The sequence below is a fragment of the Kribbella sp. NPDC050470 genome (assembly GCF_044458365.1).
Lineage (GTDB): Bacteria > Actinomycetota > Actinomycetes > Propionibacteriales > Kribbellaceae > Kribbella.
This window is the reverse complement of record NZ_JBITHV010000008.1, coordinates 334,166-347,480: the sequence shown is the minus strand read 5'-3', so window position 1 is coordinate 347,480 and position 13,315 is coordinate 334,166. Positions and strand designations below refer to the sequence as shown.

Here is a 13,315-nt window from a genome sequence, read left to right as displayed (position 1 = left end):
CGCTGCCTTAGTATCTGCGTATGCGCGTAGATACGCAGTCGCGTAGGTCGATTCCGGGCGACGAGCAGGTCGAGTTGGCGGTTCGGGTGTTCCAGATGCTGTCGGACGCGACCCGGGTGCGGCTGCTGTGGGCGCTGCTGGACGGCGAGATGCCGGTCAACGAGCTGGCCGCGGCGGTCGGCAAGTCGCCGGCCGGGGTGTCCCAGCACCTGGCCAAGCTGCGGATGGCGCACCTGGTGCGGACCCGGCGGCAGGGCAACCAGATCTTCTACCGGATCGAGAGCTCCCACGTCAGTCAGTTGGTCGAGGACGCGATCTACCACGCCGAGCACTCCAGCGGGGGCTTTCCCGAGCACCATCGGTCCGCGGACGCCGTACCTCACGACGACCCGGCAACCGGCACCACGCAGAGGCGGGAACGCCGATGAGCGCGACGGGCCACCATCACGATCACGAAGCGACCACCGGCCACAGCCACGGGCATGGGCATGGGCATGGGCATCATGGTGGGTTGCTGGGCAAGGTGAAGGAGATCTTCGTCCCGCACTCGCACGACAGCGCCGACAAGGTCGACTCTGCGCTGGAGGCGAGCAAGGAGGGCATGCGCTGCCTGAAGATCAGCTTCGTCGGCCTGATGGTCACCGCGCTGATCCAGACCCTGATCGTCGTCTACACGAACTCGGTCGCCCTGCTCGGCGACACCCTGCACAACTACGCCGACGCGCTGACTGCGATCCCGTTGGCGATCGCCTTCATCGTCGGCCGCCGGCTCGCGACCCGCAGCTACACCTACGGGTACGGGCGGGCCGAGGACCTGGCCGGGATTGTCGTGGTGGTGCTGATCGCGGCCTCCGCGGCGTACGCCGGATACGAGGCGATCATGCGGTTCATCCATCCCGGTGACGTCCGCCATGTCGGCGTACTGGCGGTCGCCGGCGTGATCGGCTTCCTGGGCAACGAAATCGTCGCCCAGTACCGGATCCGCACCGGCCGTCGGATCGGTTCGGCCGCCCTGGTCGCCGACGGTCTGCACGCTCGTACCGACGGCTTCACCAGCCTCGCCGTGGTCCTCAGCGCGGCCGGCGCCTGGCTCGGCTTCGGATTGGCCGACCCGATCATCGGCCTGCTGATCACGATCGCGATCCTGTTCGTCCTGCGCGACGCCGCCCGCGAGGTCTACCGGCGACTCATGGACGCGGTCGACCCAGCACTCGTCGACCAGGCCGAGCAAGTCATCCGCTCCACTCCGGGCGTCGTCGACGTGACCGGCGTACAACTTCGCTGGCTGGGCCACACGCTCCGCGCCGAAGCACGCATCAGCGTCGACTCCAACATGTCTCTGGTCGACGCCCACCACCTCAGCCACCAGGTCGAGCACGAACTGGTCCACGGCGTACGTTGCCTCTCCTCGGCAACCATCCACGCCGAGCCCCTCCCCCACGACTCCACCGCAGCCCATGACCTGATCAGCCACCACCGCTGACCACGTGCCCTGGGCAATCGCTTGGCGAACGGAGACAGGGGATGCGAGGGTAGGTGCGACAGGTGTCGGGCCTGGGGTCGACCGCCATCGTGCCGCCCCGGGGAGCACCTATGAGCACTTTCCTCGCGGGCGTGCTGGTCACGTACTGCGTCGCACTAGGGCGGGGCGTCGACCGTTGGCTCAGCCGGTCCACCTGGAGCCGGAACCATCCGCGCCTCGCACTACAACTCTGGCAAGCGTGCGGTATCGCCACACCGTCGGCCCTGGTCGGAGCCGTGTTCCTCCTCACCCACGAGGTCCCGGCGTCGCCCGAGTGGATGGCGGCGGCACTGCTGATCGCCGTACTGATCACCGGTTTGAGCCTCGACGTCGTACGGCGAGCTGTCGCGGCCGCGCGGATCCGCGGCCGGCACCGCCTCCTGGTCAGACTCTGTGCCCGACCAACCGCAGACCGCGACGTCTACTTGCTCGACACACCCGAAGTCGCCGCGTACTGCGTCCCCGGACGACGCCGGTCGGGTCGGGTGATCGTCACGTCGGCCGGCCGCCGGCTCCTCACCGACGCCGAGATGGCCGCGACGGTCGCCCACGAGCGCGCACATCTCGGTCAGCGCCACCACGCGAAGATCCTGCTGGCCGACACGATCACCGGCCTGCTCGCGCCATTCGGACTCCTCCCCGACTACGCCACGCAGACTCGTCGCCTGGTCGAGATGGCAGCCGACGACCAGGCCGCCGGCGTGTGCGGACGCGAGACCGTAGCCAGTGCGCTCTTCAGGGTCGGCGCCGCCGCCGGCCCGGCGTCGGGGCCGTCGCCGTTCCTCGGCGTCGCGGCGTCGTACACGGCCGAACGGATCCGCCGCCTCCTCCAACCCGCGCGGCCGACCGGTCGCCTGCTCTCCGTGGCTGTCGGCGCCCTCATGCTCGCGATCACCCTGGTGCCGCCCGCTGTGATCGCCGGATCACACAACCTGGTGCTTCACTAACCACTCGCCGCGCCGATGGTGTGACAATGCGGTATGCGCACATTCGGTGACCTGGAGTCGGTCGTCATGGAGTGCCTGTGGAACCGGTCCGAGCCGGCCACTGTACGCAGCGTGCTCGAGGAAGTGCAGACGAGTCGCAAGGTGGCCTACACGACCGTCCTGACGGTCATGGACAACCTGTACCGCAAGGGCTTCCTGGCCCGCGAACTCCACGGCCGCGCGCACGAGTACTGGACCACGCGCAGCCGCGCCGACTACGCCGCGGAACTCATGAACGACGCGCTCGCCCAGAGCGGCGACCCGACGGCCGCGCTGCTGCGGTTCGTGCAGCAGATCCCGCCGGAAGAGGCCGCCAAACTGCAGCAACTGCTGAGCCAGGCCGACCGTCCGGACTGAGGACGACCACGCCCGGCGCCCTACTACTATCCGCGATAGTTGCTACTATCCCGAATAGTAGATAGAGCCTTGATCCAAGGGGGGTCCGGGATGGCTCTGCATCACACGGTTCAGGCACGGGTGCGCAGACTCGGCGCGAGGGGCAAACCGCTGATCCAGCGGACGTTGAGCACCGTCGGCCTCACCCACTCGGATCGGCACCTGGCCTCGGACGCCCAGCTGTACTGGGAGGACGACGGCGGCAGCACTTGGAAGGGCAACTCGCACTGGCGGGACGCGGACGTCTTCTCGAACGAGCACGCAGACCTGTGGGCGCAGCTCGGGCGCCGGCACCTCGACCTGTTCGACCGCTACTCCGCGATGCTCGACGAACCGCCTCGGTGGGGGCGCGTGCTCGAGTGGGGCTGCGGCGGCGGCATGAACGCCGTACATTTCGCGCCTCGCGCGGACGAGTTCGTCGGGGTGGATGTGTCGACGGCGAGTCTAGACGAGTGCGGCCGTCAGGTTGCCCGCGTCTGCGAGACGCCGTACCAGCCGATCCTGATCCATGTCGACGGCCCCGAGCGAGTGCTCCGCTCCGTCGACGGTCCCTGCGACATCTTCCTCAGCTTCTACGTCTTCGAGCTCATCCCGACCCCCGAGTACGGCGAACGCCTGCTCCGGATCGCCTTCGAGCTTCTCCGCCCGGGTGGCGTGGCGCTCATCCAGACCAAGTACGACGAGGGTCGTTTCAGCACCCGTCCGATGCGCCGCGACTACAACTCCCGGCTCGCCGACATGACGACGTACCGCATCTCCGACTTCTGGCAGCTCGCCACCGCCTGCGGCTTCTCCCCCGCCGCCCTCAACCTCGAGCCGCACAACGAGCTCGACCACCGCTACGCCTATTACCTACTCACCAAGCCGGCCGACTAGGCCGGACCGGAGCCGTCCGGCTCCGGCGGGAGGATGCGGCGCGCGGCTTGGAGCACGATGGACGGAGGTGCTTGCCAGACGTGGCGGTCGTCGATGGACCAGGCGTAGGTCAATGCTCCGTCGTGGATGGCGTCGAGCAGTTGTGGGACTTCGAGCTCGCCGGCTGACCATTCGTACAGCTGTTGCAGGCGCGGGACGATCATGCCGTAATCGAGGAGCCGGCCGAAGCCCAGTTCGGCGCCGAGGTAGAAGCGGACGTCGTCGCGTAGCGGGTACTCGTCGGGGAGCACGCGGGACAGTTGGAAGAAGATGCCGGTCATCCCGAGGCGCGGGTCGCCGAGGAGTGGGGCGAGAGGGCGTAACCAGCCGAGGGACATGCGTGGCGCGGCGACCAGCGCATGGGCGTAGAGCACGCGGCAGAGGACGACGTTCATGAAGAAGCGTTCGGCGGCCGTCTCGGGCTCGGCCAGCTCGCGGTGTTCGACGTACCCGGCGACGATGCTTCCGTTGTGTGCCCGCCACCATGCTCGGGCGGTCGGCTCCAACGCGAAGGACAACCAGAACTCGGCAGTGCGCGACGACGGCGGACCCGGGAGGTCCCCGCTGAGCGCCACCGCCTCACACCCGTCTCGGAGGACACGCTCATTGACCGCCCGCCACCACGGGCTTCCGGGCTGATCACTGAACGGCGGCTGCAGCACACCCCGCTTCAGCTGCCACCGCATCGCTGAAGCCGCTGCCCGCCGGTACGGCAGATGCCGAGGAGCACTCCCGAACGGGCCGTTGTAGCACCGCTCCATCAACGCGAGCCGCCCCGCCGGATCATCCCGCACCGCCGCCACCTGCTGCTCAGCCCATGCGTCGGCCCTCACCCCGGCAGCGTAGCCGCCGTGCCGCCGAGCAGGGTGTGGTTTCGGGAACTGTGGATACCGTGCGGGGGTGATCATCGTCGAGCGCACGGTTGTCGTGGACACTCCGGTCGAGCGCGCCTACACGTATCTGGCCGACTTCGAGACCACGGAGGAGTGGGATCCGGGAACCGTCTCGACGCAGCGGGTCGACGGGGACGGCGGGCCGGGTACGACGTACCGCAACGTCTCCGAGTTCGCCGGGCGGAAGACGGAGCTGCAGTACGTCGTTCTGCGGCGCGACGAGGGCGAGCTGCTCCAGCTGCGCGGGGAGAACAAGACTGTCGTCGCCGTGGACACGATGACGTTCGCCACCCAGGACGGGCGCACTACGGTTGGATATCGCGCCGAGTTCACCTTCAAGGGTGTTGCGCGGCTGGTCGAGCCGCTGTTCCGCGGGCGGTTCGCCAAACTCGGCGACGAGGCCGAGGCCGGTCTGCGGAACGCGCTCCAGAGGCTCTGATGCTCGCGCTCGTCACGGGGGTGACCGGGTACATCGGCGGGCGGCTGGTGCCGGAACTGCTCGCGCGCGGGTTTCGGGTCCGCGCGATGGCGCGGAATCCGGGGCGACTTCGGGATCGGGCGTGGTACGACGAGGTCGAGGTCGTCGAGGCGGATGCCGGAGATCCCGGCCAGCTGCGGGCAGTGATGGCGGGCGTCGACGTCGCCTACTACCTGATCCACTCGCTCGGGACCGGGCGGCGGTTCGAGGCGCGGGATCGGCACAACGCGCTGACCTTCGGGACGGCTGCACGCGAGGCCGGCGTACGGCGCATCGTGTACCTGGGCGGGCTGTATCCGGAGGGCGAGGAGCTCTCGCCACACCTGGACTCCCGCCGCGAGGTCGGCGAGATCCTGCTGGCCTCTGGTGTGCCCGCCACGGTGCTGCGCGCGGCCGTGATCATCGGCTCCGGCTCGGCGTCGTTCGAGATGCTGCGCCACCTCACCGACCGACTGCCGGTGATGGTCACCCCACGCTGGCTGAGCACGAGGATCCAGCCGATCGCCGTCCGCGACGTGCTGCACTACCTGGTCGGCAGCGCGTCGATGCCGAACGAGGTGAGCCGCGGCTTCGACATCGGCGGGCCCGACGTCCTCACCTATCGCGACATGATGCAGCGCTACGCGAAGGTTGCCCACCTCAACCAACGGCGGATCCTGCTGCTGCCGCTGCTCACTCCCTCGCTGTCCAGCCACTGGGTCGGCCTGGTCACCCCGGTGCCGAGCAGCATCGCCCGGCCGCTGGTCGACAGCCTGGTGCATGAGGTCGTCTGCAAGGAGCACGACATCGCGCGGCACATCCCCGATCCCGCGCCGGGCCTGATCGGCTTCGACCGCGCGGTCGAGCTCGCCCTCAAGCGGGTCCAGGACCTGGATGTCACCACGACCTGGGCGTCCGCGTCGACACCCGGCGCACCGAGCGACCCGTTGCCGAGCGACCCGGAGTGGTCGGGCGGTTCTTTGTATGTCGACGAGCGTGAGAGCGCCGTACCTGCGAGCCCCGAGCGGCTGTGGACAGTCATCAAAGGGATCGGCGGCGGCAACGGCTGGTACTCGTGGCGGCTGGGCTGGTGGACCCGCGGTCTGCTGGACCGGCTCTTCGGCGGCCCAGGACTGCGGCGCGGCCGGCGCAATCCGCGCGACCTGTCGGTGGGCGATCCGCTCGACTGGTGGCGGGTCGAGGAAATCGAAGACCGGCGATTACTCCGACTCCGCGCCGAGATGCGGTTGCCGGGGCTCGCCTGGCTCGAACTGGTCATCGACAGCGACGACGACGGCAAGACAGTCTTCCGGCAGCGCGCACTGTTCCATCCGCACGGTCTCCCGGGCCACCTCTACTGGTGGGCGATCAAGCCGTTCCACGGCATCGTCTTCGGCGGCATGCAGCGCAACATCGCGCACGCAGCAGCCGAGCGCTGATCCTCAGCGGGCGTCGCGCTTGGCCTGGCGGCGGGCGCCGGTCGCACGCGTCGAGGCGTCCTTCTTGAGGCCCCCGGTGGTCTTGGTGGCGCGCCGCTTGACGGGTTCCGGAGGTTTCGGCATGTCCCCGGCACGCATCACCGGAGCCTCGATGCTGGGCTTGACCGAGCGTGCCGCTTCGATGCGCTCGGTTCGCAACTGCTTGGACGCGCGACTGGCGGCCACTGCGACCTCGCGACTGACTCTCGCCAGGGCCGCCTCGAACAACTCGGCCTTGTCGCGGTCCCGCTGGTTCCGGGCGTAGGACATCCCCCGGCCACCGGCCGGCGCGACGGCGGCACTCGCGGCCCGCCGGTAGTTCTTCACGTACTTCGTCCTGGCCCGGCGAATACGCTGGTGCAGGTCCAGGAGGTCGTCCTCGTCCAGACCTTTCAAGGTGCTCCTGTCCGTCTCGGCCACCAGCAGGCGCTCGGCATCCGTCAACGAGTTCAGCAAGCCTTGATTCATCGCACTCTCCTCGGCCGACCTACCCGAGTCTTCCCCGCGAGCCGCCCGGCTTGCTCATCCGCTGTGGGTGAATCTTCGCCGCGGACCAAGCGTGCGAGGATGCTGTCATGGCGAACTCGGACGTTGCCGAACACCTCGAGAAAGTGCGCTCCGCGAAGCGCCGCCGGGATGCCGAGACGATGCTCGGGCTGATGGGCCGCGTCACCGGCGAGGAGCCGCGGATGTGGGCGACCGTGATCGGGTACGGCCAGTACCACTACCACTACGCCAGCGGCCGCCAGGGCGACGCCCCCGCCGCCGGCTTCGCACCCCGCGCCGCCGCCACCACCGTCTACCTGAACGACGGAGTCGCCGCCCACGCCGACCTGCTCGCCAAGCTCGGCCCGCACACCACCGGCGTCGGCTGCCTCTACCTCAAGGACCTCACCGACATCGACCTCGACGTCCTCGAGACCATCGTCCGCAACTCCTACGAGTCCCTGACCTCCGGCACCTACACCCAGCGCGCCCGCGAATCCGGCGACTCCTGACTCGACACCTCGGAATGTGCCGAAGGGCCCGGTGGCCGCGGCCATGCTGGGTCATGAGACGACGATCGCGCTGGATCCCGATCCCGCCGTACCCGAGGTGATCGCCCGGATCTTCCTCGCCGACCGCCGCGTCCCGGTGCACGCTCTGAGCTCCCTGTACGGCGACCTGACCCGCAGCCACCCGCCTCGCGGCGCGTGATCGACGAACCGGTGTCACCTCTCGTCCTGGACCGGCTCGGCAAGGCGGCCCGGGCGGAACACGCCGACCTGTACTGGGTCAACAAGCACCACCGTGGCTCGCTGCCCGACCTCGTCGCGTTCGAGCAGGCGCCGGCGGTCGCGATCCTCACCACCCGCGAGGAGAACCAACGAGCCTGGACCCGGTCCGGCCTCGCGCTCCAGCGCGTATGCTGACGGCAACGTCGTACGAGCTGACCGCGTCGTTCCTCAACCCCGACGCTGCCGACCGCGCCCGGCTGCGCGACGTCGTACGCCGGACCGGCTGGCCGCAGCTCATCCTCCGCGTGGGTTGCTGACCATCTCGTACTGTCTCTTCATAGGGGCGAGAGCACGGGAGGGGCGGTCAGATGGCGAAGAACGGGCGGTTGCCGAAGAAGGTGTACGAGCGGGAGCTGCTGCGGTTGCAGGCGGAGCTGGTCAAGCTGCAGGAGTGGGTCCGCACCGAGGGCGCACGGGTCGTGGTCGTCTTCGAGGGCCGGGACGCGGCCGGCAAGGGCAGCACGATCAAGCGGGTGACGCAGTACCTGAACCCCCGCGTCGCCCGGATCGTCGCGCTCCCCGCGCCGACAGAGCGCGAGCGCACCCAGTGGTACTTCCAGCGGTACGTCGAACACCTGCCGGCGGCCGGCGAGATCGCCCTGTTCGACCGCAGCTGGTACAACCGGGCCGGGGTCGAGCGGGTGATGGGCTTCTGCACCAACCAGGAGTACGCCCGGTTCCTGCACCAGAGCCCGATCTTCGAGCGGCTGCTGCTCGAGGACGGCGTGCTGCTGCGCAAGTACTGGTTCTCGGTCAGCGACACCGAGCAGGAGAACCGCTTCCGCAGCCGGCTCGAGGACCCGATGCGGCGCTGGAAGCTGTCGCCGATGGACCTGGAGTCGATCACCCGGTGGGAGGCGTACTCCCGCGCCAAGGACGAGATGTTCGTGCACACCGACATCCCGGAGGCGCCCTGGTACGTCGTCGAGAGCGAGGACAAACGCGCGGCGCGGATCAACATGATCGCCCACCTGCTGTCGACCGTCCCGTACCGCGACGTGCAGCGCCCGCCCCTGGAGCTCCCCGCCCGGCCACCGTCCGGCGGCTACGAACGCACGCCGCGCGAGATGCAGACCCAGGTCCCCGACCACGCGTCGAGCCTGGCCAAGTAAGAGCGTCCCACCCGGCGGCGGGGACCACCGGGTGGGAGCCGGGCCCTGGGGGGAATGGGCCCTCGGCCCCACCGGTTGCGCCCTCGGCGGAGCCTGTCGATCTGTCCGCTGAAGGTCAGCGTGTTCTTGGCTCGGCGCCCACCGGGACGACCACCACCGGACAGCGGGCCAGCTGGGCACACGCCGTACTGACGCTGCCGAGCGCCGAGTGGATGAGTGACGTCGTGGCGTGACTGCCGACCACCAGCAGCTCAGCGCGTGCGGACGCCTCGATCAGCACCTGCACCGGATCGCCGACGCTGATCTCGACCTCCGTCGGCGGCAGCGGCATGCCACCCGCGCTGTCGACCTCGGCGCGAATGTTCTTCCTGGCCTGGTCCACCTCGGACTCGGACAGCACGACATGTACGACCCGCATCGGCGCATGCCGACGCTGGGCCTCCCCGACCGCGAACCGCAACGCCCGCCGCCCACCGGACGAGCCGTCGACCCCCACAACGATCATCCCGCGCCTCCTCACCACCTCTATTCCACCGCTCCGGCGCGAACCAGAACAAGGGCCAAAGGTCCTCCGGCTGGGGGAATCCGTGTCCTACGCTCGTGCACATAGCGTCGACAACCAGGGGCTGCCGTGACGGACGCTCTCGTCGAGACCAAGCTGTTCCGCCCTGCACCACGGGCCGAAGTCGTCATGCGGCCACGCCTCGACGATCAACTGTCTCGGAGCGGCCGCCTGGTCCTGGTCTCGGCGCCGGCCGGGTTCGGCAAGACCACTCTGCTGGGACAGTGGCTGGAACGCTCCGCGAGCGCGGTTGCGTGGGTCGCCCTCGACGCGGGAGATCGCGAGGCTTCGACGTTCTGGACGTACGTCGCCACCGCGCTGGACCGGGTCGTTCCGGGCGTCGGAACCGGCGCCCTTGCACTGCTGCAGGCAGGGCAGACACCGATCGAGAATGTCCTGACCGTCCTCCTCAACGAGCTGAGCGTGCTGCCGGACGAAGTCACGCTGGTCCTCGACGACTACCACCTCGTCGACGGCCCGGGCATCCAGCCCGGAATGACCTTCTTGATCGACCACCTGCCTCCACAGGCGCGGCTGATCATCAGCACTCGTGCGGACCCCGGCCTGCCACTGGCCCGCCTGCGCGCCCGCGGCGAGCTTGTCGAGCTCCGGGCTGCCGACCTTCGCTTCACCCTCGCCGAGACAGAGAGCTACCTCAACGAGCTGAGCGGCCTTCAGCTCACTACCGAGGACCTCACGTCGCTGGAGGAACGCACCGAGGGGTGGGTCGCAGCCCTCCAGCTCGCCGCCCTGTCCCTTCGTGGTCGCAGCGACCCGACCAGGTTCATCGCCGGGTTCGCCGGCGACGACCGATTCGTCGTCGACTACCTCGTGGAAGAAGTCCTGGACCGGCAGCCCGACCCGGTACGGCGCTTCTTGCTGCAGACATCCGTCCTGGACCGGCTCACCGGCGCGCTGTGCGACCGCGTGACCGGCGACCACGACGGCAAGGCAATGCTGGAGCGGCTCGACCGCGCCAACCTGTTCCTGGTCCCGCTCGACGACCAACGACGCTGGTACCGGTATCACCACCTCTTCGGGGAGGTCCTCCGCTCCCATCTGGTCGCCGAGAGCGTCAACGTGGCGGAGCTACACCGACGCGCCAGTTCCTGGTACGACGACGCCGGCGAACCGATTCCCGCCGTACGGCATGCACTTGCGGCCGGGGACGTCGGGCGGGCAGCCGATCTGGTCGAGCGGGCTGTGCCGGAGTTGCGCAGGAATCGGCAGGAGCACACCTTGCGGCGGTGGATCGATGAGCTGCCGGACGACGTGGTCGACCGTCGGCCGGTGCTCGCGATGGAGTTCATCGGCGCGCTGATGGCCGGCAACGAGTTCGACGACGTCCAGCGCCGGTTGGGCAATGTCGAACGGCTGCTGAGCGGTTCGGAGCACGTCGTGGTCGTGGATGATCGCGAGCTGGCCAGGCTGCCTGGTGGCATCGAGCTGTACCGGGCCGGCCTGGCTCTCATCGGGAGCAACCCGGCAGGCACGCTGGAACACGCGAGACTGGCGGTCGCCCGGGCTCCCGAGGAGGACGACCTGACCCGAGCGTCGGCCGAGGCGTTGGCTGGGCTCGCCGCGTGGACGACGGGCGACCTCGAGTCCGCCCACCGCAGCTACACCGATGCCACCAACGGACTGCACCGGCTCGGCTACGTCTCCGACGTACTGGGGTGTTCCATCACGCTTGCCGATCTCGAAACCACACAGGGCCGGCTGCGCCAAGCACAACGCACCTACGAGCGCGCCCTCGAACTCGCGGCGGGCCAAGGCCTGCGGGGCACCGGGGACATGTACGTCGGTCTGAGCCAGCTCGCGTTGGAGCGCAACGATCTGGCCGGAGCCACCGAGTATTTGAGGCGTAGTGACGAACTCGGAGAGCAGTTCGGGTTGCCGCAGAACCCTTACCGCTGGCGGGTGGCGATGGCGCTGCTCCGGGAGGCTGAGGGCGACCTCGACGCGGCACTCGGGCTGCTCGCCGAGGCGGAACGCGTGTACGTGGGCGACTTCGCACCCAACGTGCGACCGATCCCGGCCCTGCGCGCGCGAATGCAGGCAGTGCACGAGGACGTGGGTTCGGCGCTGGCGTGGGCGCGGCAGTACGGCGTGAGCGCGCAGGACGAGCTGTCATACCTGCGCGAGTACGAGCATGTGACTCTTGCCCGCGTCCTTCTCGCCGAGGGGTCGAACGACGCCGCCGGTTTGCTGGAGCGCCTCCTGGCCGCGGCGGAGGCCGGCGGCAGGCAAGGCACCGTCATCGAGGTGCTGGTGCTGCTGGCCCTCGCGACCGGCGACGACTCGACGCTGGAGCGCGCGCTGACGCTCGCAGAACCTGAAGGCTATGTCCGAGTCTTCACCCGCGAAGTCCAGCCGCTGCTCAAGTCGCTCGACCGACGTCGACCAGGTTGGGCCTACTTGCGCGAACTCCTGGCGACTTCCCGCGTGCCGGCGGGCAGACCTGCCCAGGATGACCTCATCGAGCCGCTGACCGAGCGCGAGCTGGATGTGCTGCGGCTGCTGGCCAGCGAGCTGGACGGCCCCGCCATCGCCCGCCAGCTCGTCGTGTCGCTCAACACGGTGCGAACGCACACCAAGAACATCTACGCCAAGCTCGGCGTCAACAACCGCCGCGCGGCAGTCCGCCGGGCGCACCAGCTGAACCTGCTGTCCCGCAGCCAGGCCGGCTGATCATCACCGAGTTCACCACATGATGTGAGGCCGTCTCACCACAACGGCTCCTAGCTTGCAGCCATGAGCAGCAAGGCCGGCAGCAACTGGTACGAGATCCGCCTTGGCGGGCGTCTCGACCCGCGCTGGTCGGACTGGTTCGACGGGCTCACGCTCACCGCCGGAGCCGACGGCTCCACCACCCTCCGAGGTCCGGTCGTGGACCAGGCCGCCCTGTACGGCGTGCTGCAACGACTTCACGACCTCGGTCTGCCACTCATCTCGATCGCCCAGGTCGACCCGAACACTGGAGACAAGTCATGACCACCACCACAGCACGACCCACGACCGCGACCCGCAGTGCCGGCGACCCGACGCGCAACCACGCCCGCGTCGCAGGCATCTTCTACCTGATCACCTTCGCGGCGTCCCTGCCTGCCTTCGCCCTGATCCAGGCGGCCGTGAACCCGGACCTGACGGTCGCCGCCGGCCACGACAACCGGCTCCTGACGGCCGGGCTGCTGGACTTCGTCACCGCCCTCGCGGGTATCGGCAGCGCGGTGGCGCTGTACCCGGTCCTCAAGCGCGTGAACCAGGCGTTCGCCCTCGGGCTGGTCACCTCGAGGCTCGTCGAGGCCTCGATCATCATGACCGGCGTGGTCAGCCTGCTCACCGTCGTCACGCTCAACCAGGAGGTCACCGGCGTGACCGGCAGCACCCAGGCGCTCGTCGCGGTCCGTGACTGGACGTTCCTGTTCGGACCTGGGTTCATGGCCAGCATCAACGCCGTACTGCTCGGCACCTTGATGTACAAGTCGCGGCTGGTCCCGCGGATCATCCCCACCCTCGGACTCATCGGAGCCCCACTGCTGATCGCCGCGAACGTCGCGACCCTGTTCGGCCACAACGAGCAGACCTCCGGCGTGACGATGCTGGCAACTCTCCCCGTCGCCGGCTGGGAGCTCTCACTGGGCATCTGGATGACCTTCAAGGGATTCCGGCGCCAGCTATCGTGAGGCAACCCGGGTCGCCAGCGTGAGGAGAGCC

The 13,315-nt window shown here is 69.0% G+C and carries 18 protein-coding genes; 15 read left to right on the top strand and 3 right to left on the bottom strand.

From position 1 onward, the window contains the following. Positions 1 to 20: 20 nt before the first annotated feature. From ACIBGM_RS25850 to ACIBGM_RS25830, 5 genes are all read left to right on the top strand, one after another. Entirely contained in the window at positions 21 to 428 is a 408-nt protein-coding gene (locus ACIBGM_RS25850) for a metalloregulator ArsR/SmtB family transcription factor (protein WP_360523540.1), read from the top strand. Beyond that, the gene (locus tag ACIBGM_RS25845) at positions 425 to 1,483 is read left to right on the top strand and encodes a cation diffusion facilitator family transporter (protein WP_396386963.1); all 1,059 of its coding nucleotides are present in this window, start codon (positions 425 to 427) and stop codon (positions 1,481 to 1,483) included. Before ACIBGM_RS25850 ends, ACIBGM_RS25845 begins: the two co-directional genes overlap by 4 nt. A 110-nt stretch (positions 1,484 to 1,593) precedes the next feature. Beyond that, positions 1,594 to 2,469 (top strand): M56 family metallopeptidase, encoded by an 876-nt coding sequence (locus ACIBGM_RS25840; RefSeq protein ID WP_360523534.1) that lies wholly within the window; start codon positions 1,594 to 1,596, stop codon positions 2,467 to 2,469. A gap of 33 nt (positions 2,470 to 2,502) precedes the next feature. Then, entirely contained in the window at positions 2,503 to 2,865 is a 363-nt protein-coding gene (locus ACIBGM_RS25835) for a BlaI/MecI/CopY family transcriptional regulator (protein ID WP_360523531.1), read from the top strand. A gap of 90 nt (positions 2,866 to 2,955) precedes the next feature. Then, complete coding sequence (locus ACIBGM_RS25830; RefSeq protein ID WP_360523529.1) at positions 2,956 to 3,780, top strand: class I SAM-dependent methyltransferase; 825 nt, start codon at positions 2,956 to 2,958, stop codon at positions 3,778 to 3,780. Here ACIBGM_RS25830 and ACIBGM_RS25825 read toward each other — a convergent pair. Next, on the bottom strand, positions 3,777 to 4,652 hold the full coding sequence (locus ACIBGM_RS25825) for a hypothetical protein (RefSeq protein WP_360523526.1): 876 nt from the start codon (positions 4,650 to 4,652) through the stop codon (positions 3,777 to 3,779). The genes ACIBGM_RS25830 and ACIBGM_RS25825 overlap by 4 nt on opposite strands. Positions 4,653 to 4,719: 67 nt before the next feature. Between ACIBGM_RS25825 and ACIBGM_RS25820 the strand changes: the two genes are divergently transcribed. Together ACIBGM_RS25820 and ACIBGM_RS25815 are read left to right on the top strand one after the other, a co-directional pair. Next, a complete protein-coding gene (locus ACIBGM_RS25820) occupies positions 4,720 to 5,151 on the top strand; it encodes an SRPBCC family protein (protein WP_360523523.1) in 432 nt (143 codons plus the stop codon). After that, positions 5,151 to 6,608 carry an SDR family oxidoreductase gene (locus ACIBGM_RS25815; protein ID WP_360523520.1) on the top strand — a complete coding sequence of 486 codons (1,458 nt, stop codon included), beginning with the start codon at positions 5,151 to 5,153 and terminating at the stop codon, positions 6,606 to 6,608. The genes ACIBGM_RS25820 and ACIBGM_RS25815 overlap by 1 nt, the downstream gene beginning before the upstream one ends. 3 nt (positions 6,609 to 6,611) lie before the next feature. Here ACIBGM_RS25815 and ACIBGM_RS25810 read toward each other — a convergent pair whose 3' ends face one another. Beyond that, positions 6,612 to 7,115, bottom strand: coding sequence for a hypothetical protein (locus ACIBGM_RS25810; RefSeq protein WP_360523517.1), 504 nt, complete (start codon positions 7,113 to 7,115; stop codon positions 6,612 to 6,614). Between the two features lie 107 nt (positions 7,116 to 7,222). Between ACIBGM_RS25810 and ACIBGM_RS25805 the strand changes: the two genes are divergently transcribed. Genes ACIBGM_RS25805 through ppk2 form a run of 5 tightly spaced genes read left to right on the top strand, consistent with a single transcriptional unit; the run spans position 7,223 to position 9,036 of the window. Further along, positions 7,223 to 7,645, top strand: a complete 423-nt coding sequence (locus ACIBGM_RS25805) for a DUF1801 domain-containing protein (RefSeq protein ID WP_360523514.1) — start codon at positions 7,223 to 7,225, stop codon at positions 7,643 to 7,645. Positions 7,646 to 7,661: 16 nt separating this feature from the next. Next, positions 7,662 to 7,844 carry a hypothetical protein gene (locus tag ACIBGM_RS25800; RefSeq protein WP_360523511.1) on the top strand — a complete coding sequence of 61 codons (183 nt, stop codon included), beginning with the start codon at positions 7,662 to 7,664 and terminating at the stop codon, positions 7,842 to 7,844. Next, positions 7,841 to 8,059 (top strand): hypothetical protein, encoded by a 219-nt coding sequence (locus ACIBGM_RS25795; protein ID WP_360523508.1) that lies wholly within the window; start codon positions 7,841 to 7,843, stop codon positions 8,057 to 8,059. Before ACIBGM_RS25800 ends, ACIBGM_RS25795 begins: the two co-directional genes overlap by 4 nt. Next, positions 8,053 to 8,181 (top strand): hypothetical protein, encoded by a 129-nt coding sequence (locus ACIBGM_RS25790; protein ID WP_360523505.1) that lies wholly within the window; start codon positions 8,053 to 8,055, stop codon positions 8,179 to 8,181. Before ACIBGM_RS25795 ends, ACIBGM_RS25790 begins: the two co-directional genes overlap by 7 nt. Before the next feature lie 51 nt (positions 8,182 to 8,232). Further along, positions 8,233 to 9,036, top strand: a complete 804-nt coding sequence (ppk2, locus tag ACIBGM_RS25785) for a polyphosphate kinase 2 (protein ID WP_360523502.1) — start codon at positions 8,233 to 8,235, stop codon at positions 9,034 to 9,036. A 115-nt stretch (positions 9,037 to 9,151) separates the two neighbouring features. Here ppk2 and ACIBGM_RS25780 read toward each other — a convergent pair whose 3' ends face one another. Continuing rightward, positions 9,152 to 9,541, bottom strand: coding sequence for a universal stress protein (locus ACIBGM_RS25780; RefSeq protein ID WP_360523500.1), 390 nt, complete (start codon positions 9,539 to 9,541; stop codon positions 9,152 to 9,154). Positions 9,542 to 9,667: 126 nt separating this feature from the next. Here ACIBGM_RS25780 and ACIBGM_RS25775 point away from each other — a divergent pair, with 126 nt between their 5' ends. The 3 genes from ACIBGM_RS25775 (at position 9,668) to ACIBGM_RS25765 (ending at position 13,284) form a co-directional block, all read left to right on the top strand. Continuing rightward, a complete protein-coding gene (locus ACIBGM_RS25775) occupies positions 9,668 to 12,289 on the top strand; it encodes a LuxR C-terminal-related transcriptional regulator (RefSeq protein ID WP_360523497.1) in 2,622 nt (873 codons plus the stop codon). A gap of 63 nt (positions 12,290 to 12,352) precedes the next feature. Further along, the gene (locus ACIBGM_RS25770) at positions 12,353 to 12,592 is read left to right on the top strand and encodes a hypothetical protein (protein ID WP_360523494.1); all 240 of its coding nucleotides are present in this window, start codon (positions 12,353 to 12,355) and stop codon (positions 12,590 to 12,592) included. After that, positions 12,589 to 13,284, top strand: a complete 696-nt coding sequence (locus ACIBGM_RS25765) for a DUF4386 domain-containing protein (protein ID WP_360523491.1) — start codon at positions 12,589 to 12,591, stop codon at positions 13,282 to 13,284. The genes ACIBGM_RS25770 and ACIBGM_RS25765 overlap by 4 nt, the downstream gene beginning before the upstream one ends. The last annotated feature ends 31 nt before the right edge of the window (positions 13,285 to 13,315 follow it).

Bases quoted from the DNA above. Each gene is read 5' to 3' on its own strand.
- ACIBGM_RS25830 (WP_360523529.1), top strand. From the start codon at position 2,956: ATGGCTCTGCATCACACGGTTCAGGCACGGGTGCGCAGACTCGGCGCG.
- ACIBGM_RS25770 (WP_360523494.1), top strand. From the start codon at position 12,353: ATGAGCAGCAAGGCCGGCAGCAACTGGTACGAGATCCGCCTTGGCGGG.
- ACIBGM_RS25805 (WP_360523514.1), top strand. From the start codon at position 7,223: ATGGCGAACTCGGACGTTGCCGAACACCTCGAGAAAGTGCGCTCCGCG.
- ACIBGM_RS25850 (WP_360523540.1), top strand. From the start codon at position 21: ATGCGCGTAGATACGCAGTCGCGTAGGTCGATTCCGGGCGACGAGCAG.
- ACIBGM_RS25765 (WP_360523491.1), top strand. From the start codon at position 12,589: ATGACCACCACCACAGCACGACCCACGACCGCGACCCGCAGTGCCGGC.
- ACIBGM_RS25840 (WP_360523534.1), top strand. From the start codon at position 1,594: ATGAGCACTTTCCTCGCGGGCGTGCTGGTCACGTACTGCGTCGCACTA.
- ppk2 (WP_360523502.1), top strand. From the start codon at position 8,233: ATGGCGAAGAACGGGCGGTTGCCGAAGAAGGTGTACGAGCGGGAGCTG.
- ACIBGM_RS25780 (WP_360523500.1), bottom strand. From the start codon at position 9,541: ATGATCGTTGTGGGGGTCGACGGCTCGTCCGGTGGGCGGCGGGCGTTG.
- ACIBGM_RS25790 (WP_360523505.1), top strand. From the start codon at position 8,053: ATGCTGACGGCAACGTCGTACGAGCTGACCGCGTCGTTCCTCAACCCC.
- ACIBGM_RS25835 (WP_360523531.1), top strand. From the start codon at position 2,503: ATGCGCACATTCGGTGACCTGGAGTCGGTCGTCATGGAGTGCCTGTGG.
- ACIBGM_RS25815 (WP_360523520.1), top strand. From the start codon at position 5,151: ATGCTCGCGCTCGTCACGGGGGTGACCGGGTACATCGGCGGGCGGCTG.
- ACIBGM_RS25845 (WP_396386963.1), top strand. From the start codon at position 425: ATGAGCGCGACGGGCCACCATCACGATCACGAAGCGACCACCGGCCAC.
- ACIBGM_RS25810 (WP_360523517.1), bottom strand. From the start codon at position 7,115: ATGAATCAAGGCTTGCTGAACTCGTTGACGGATGCCGAGCGCCTGCTG.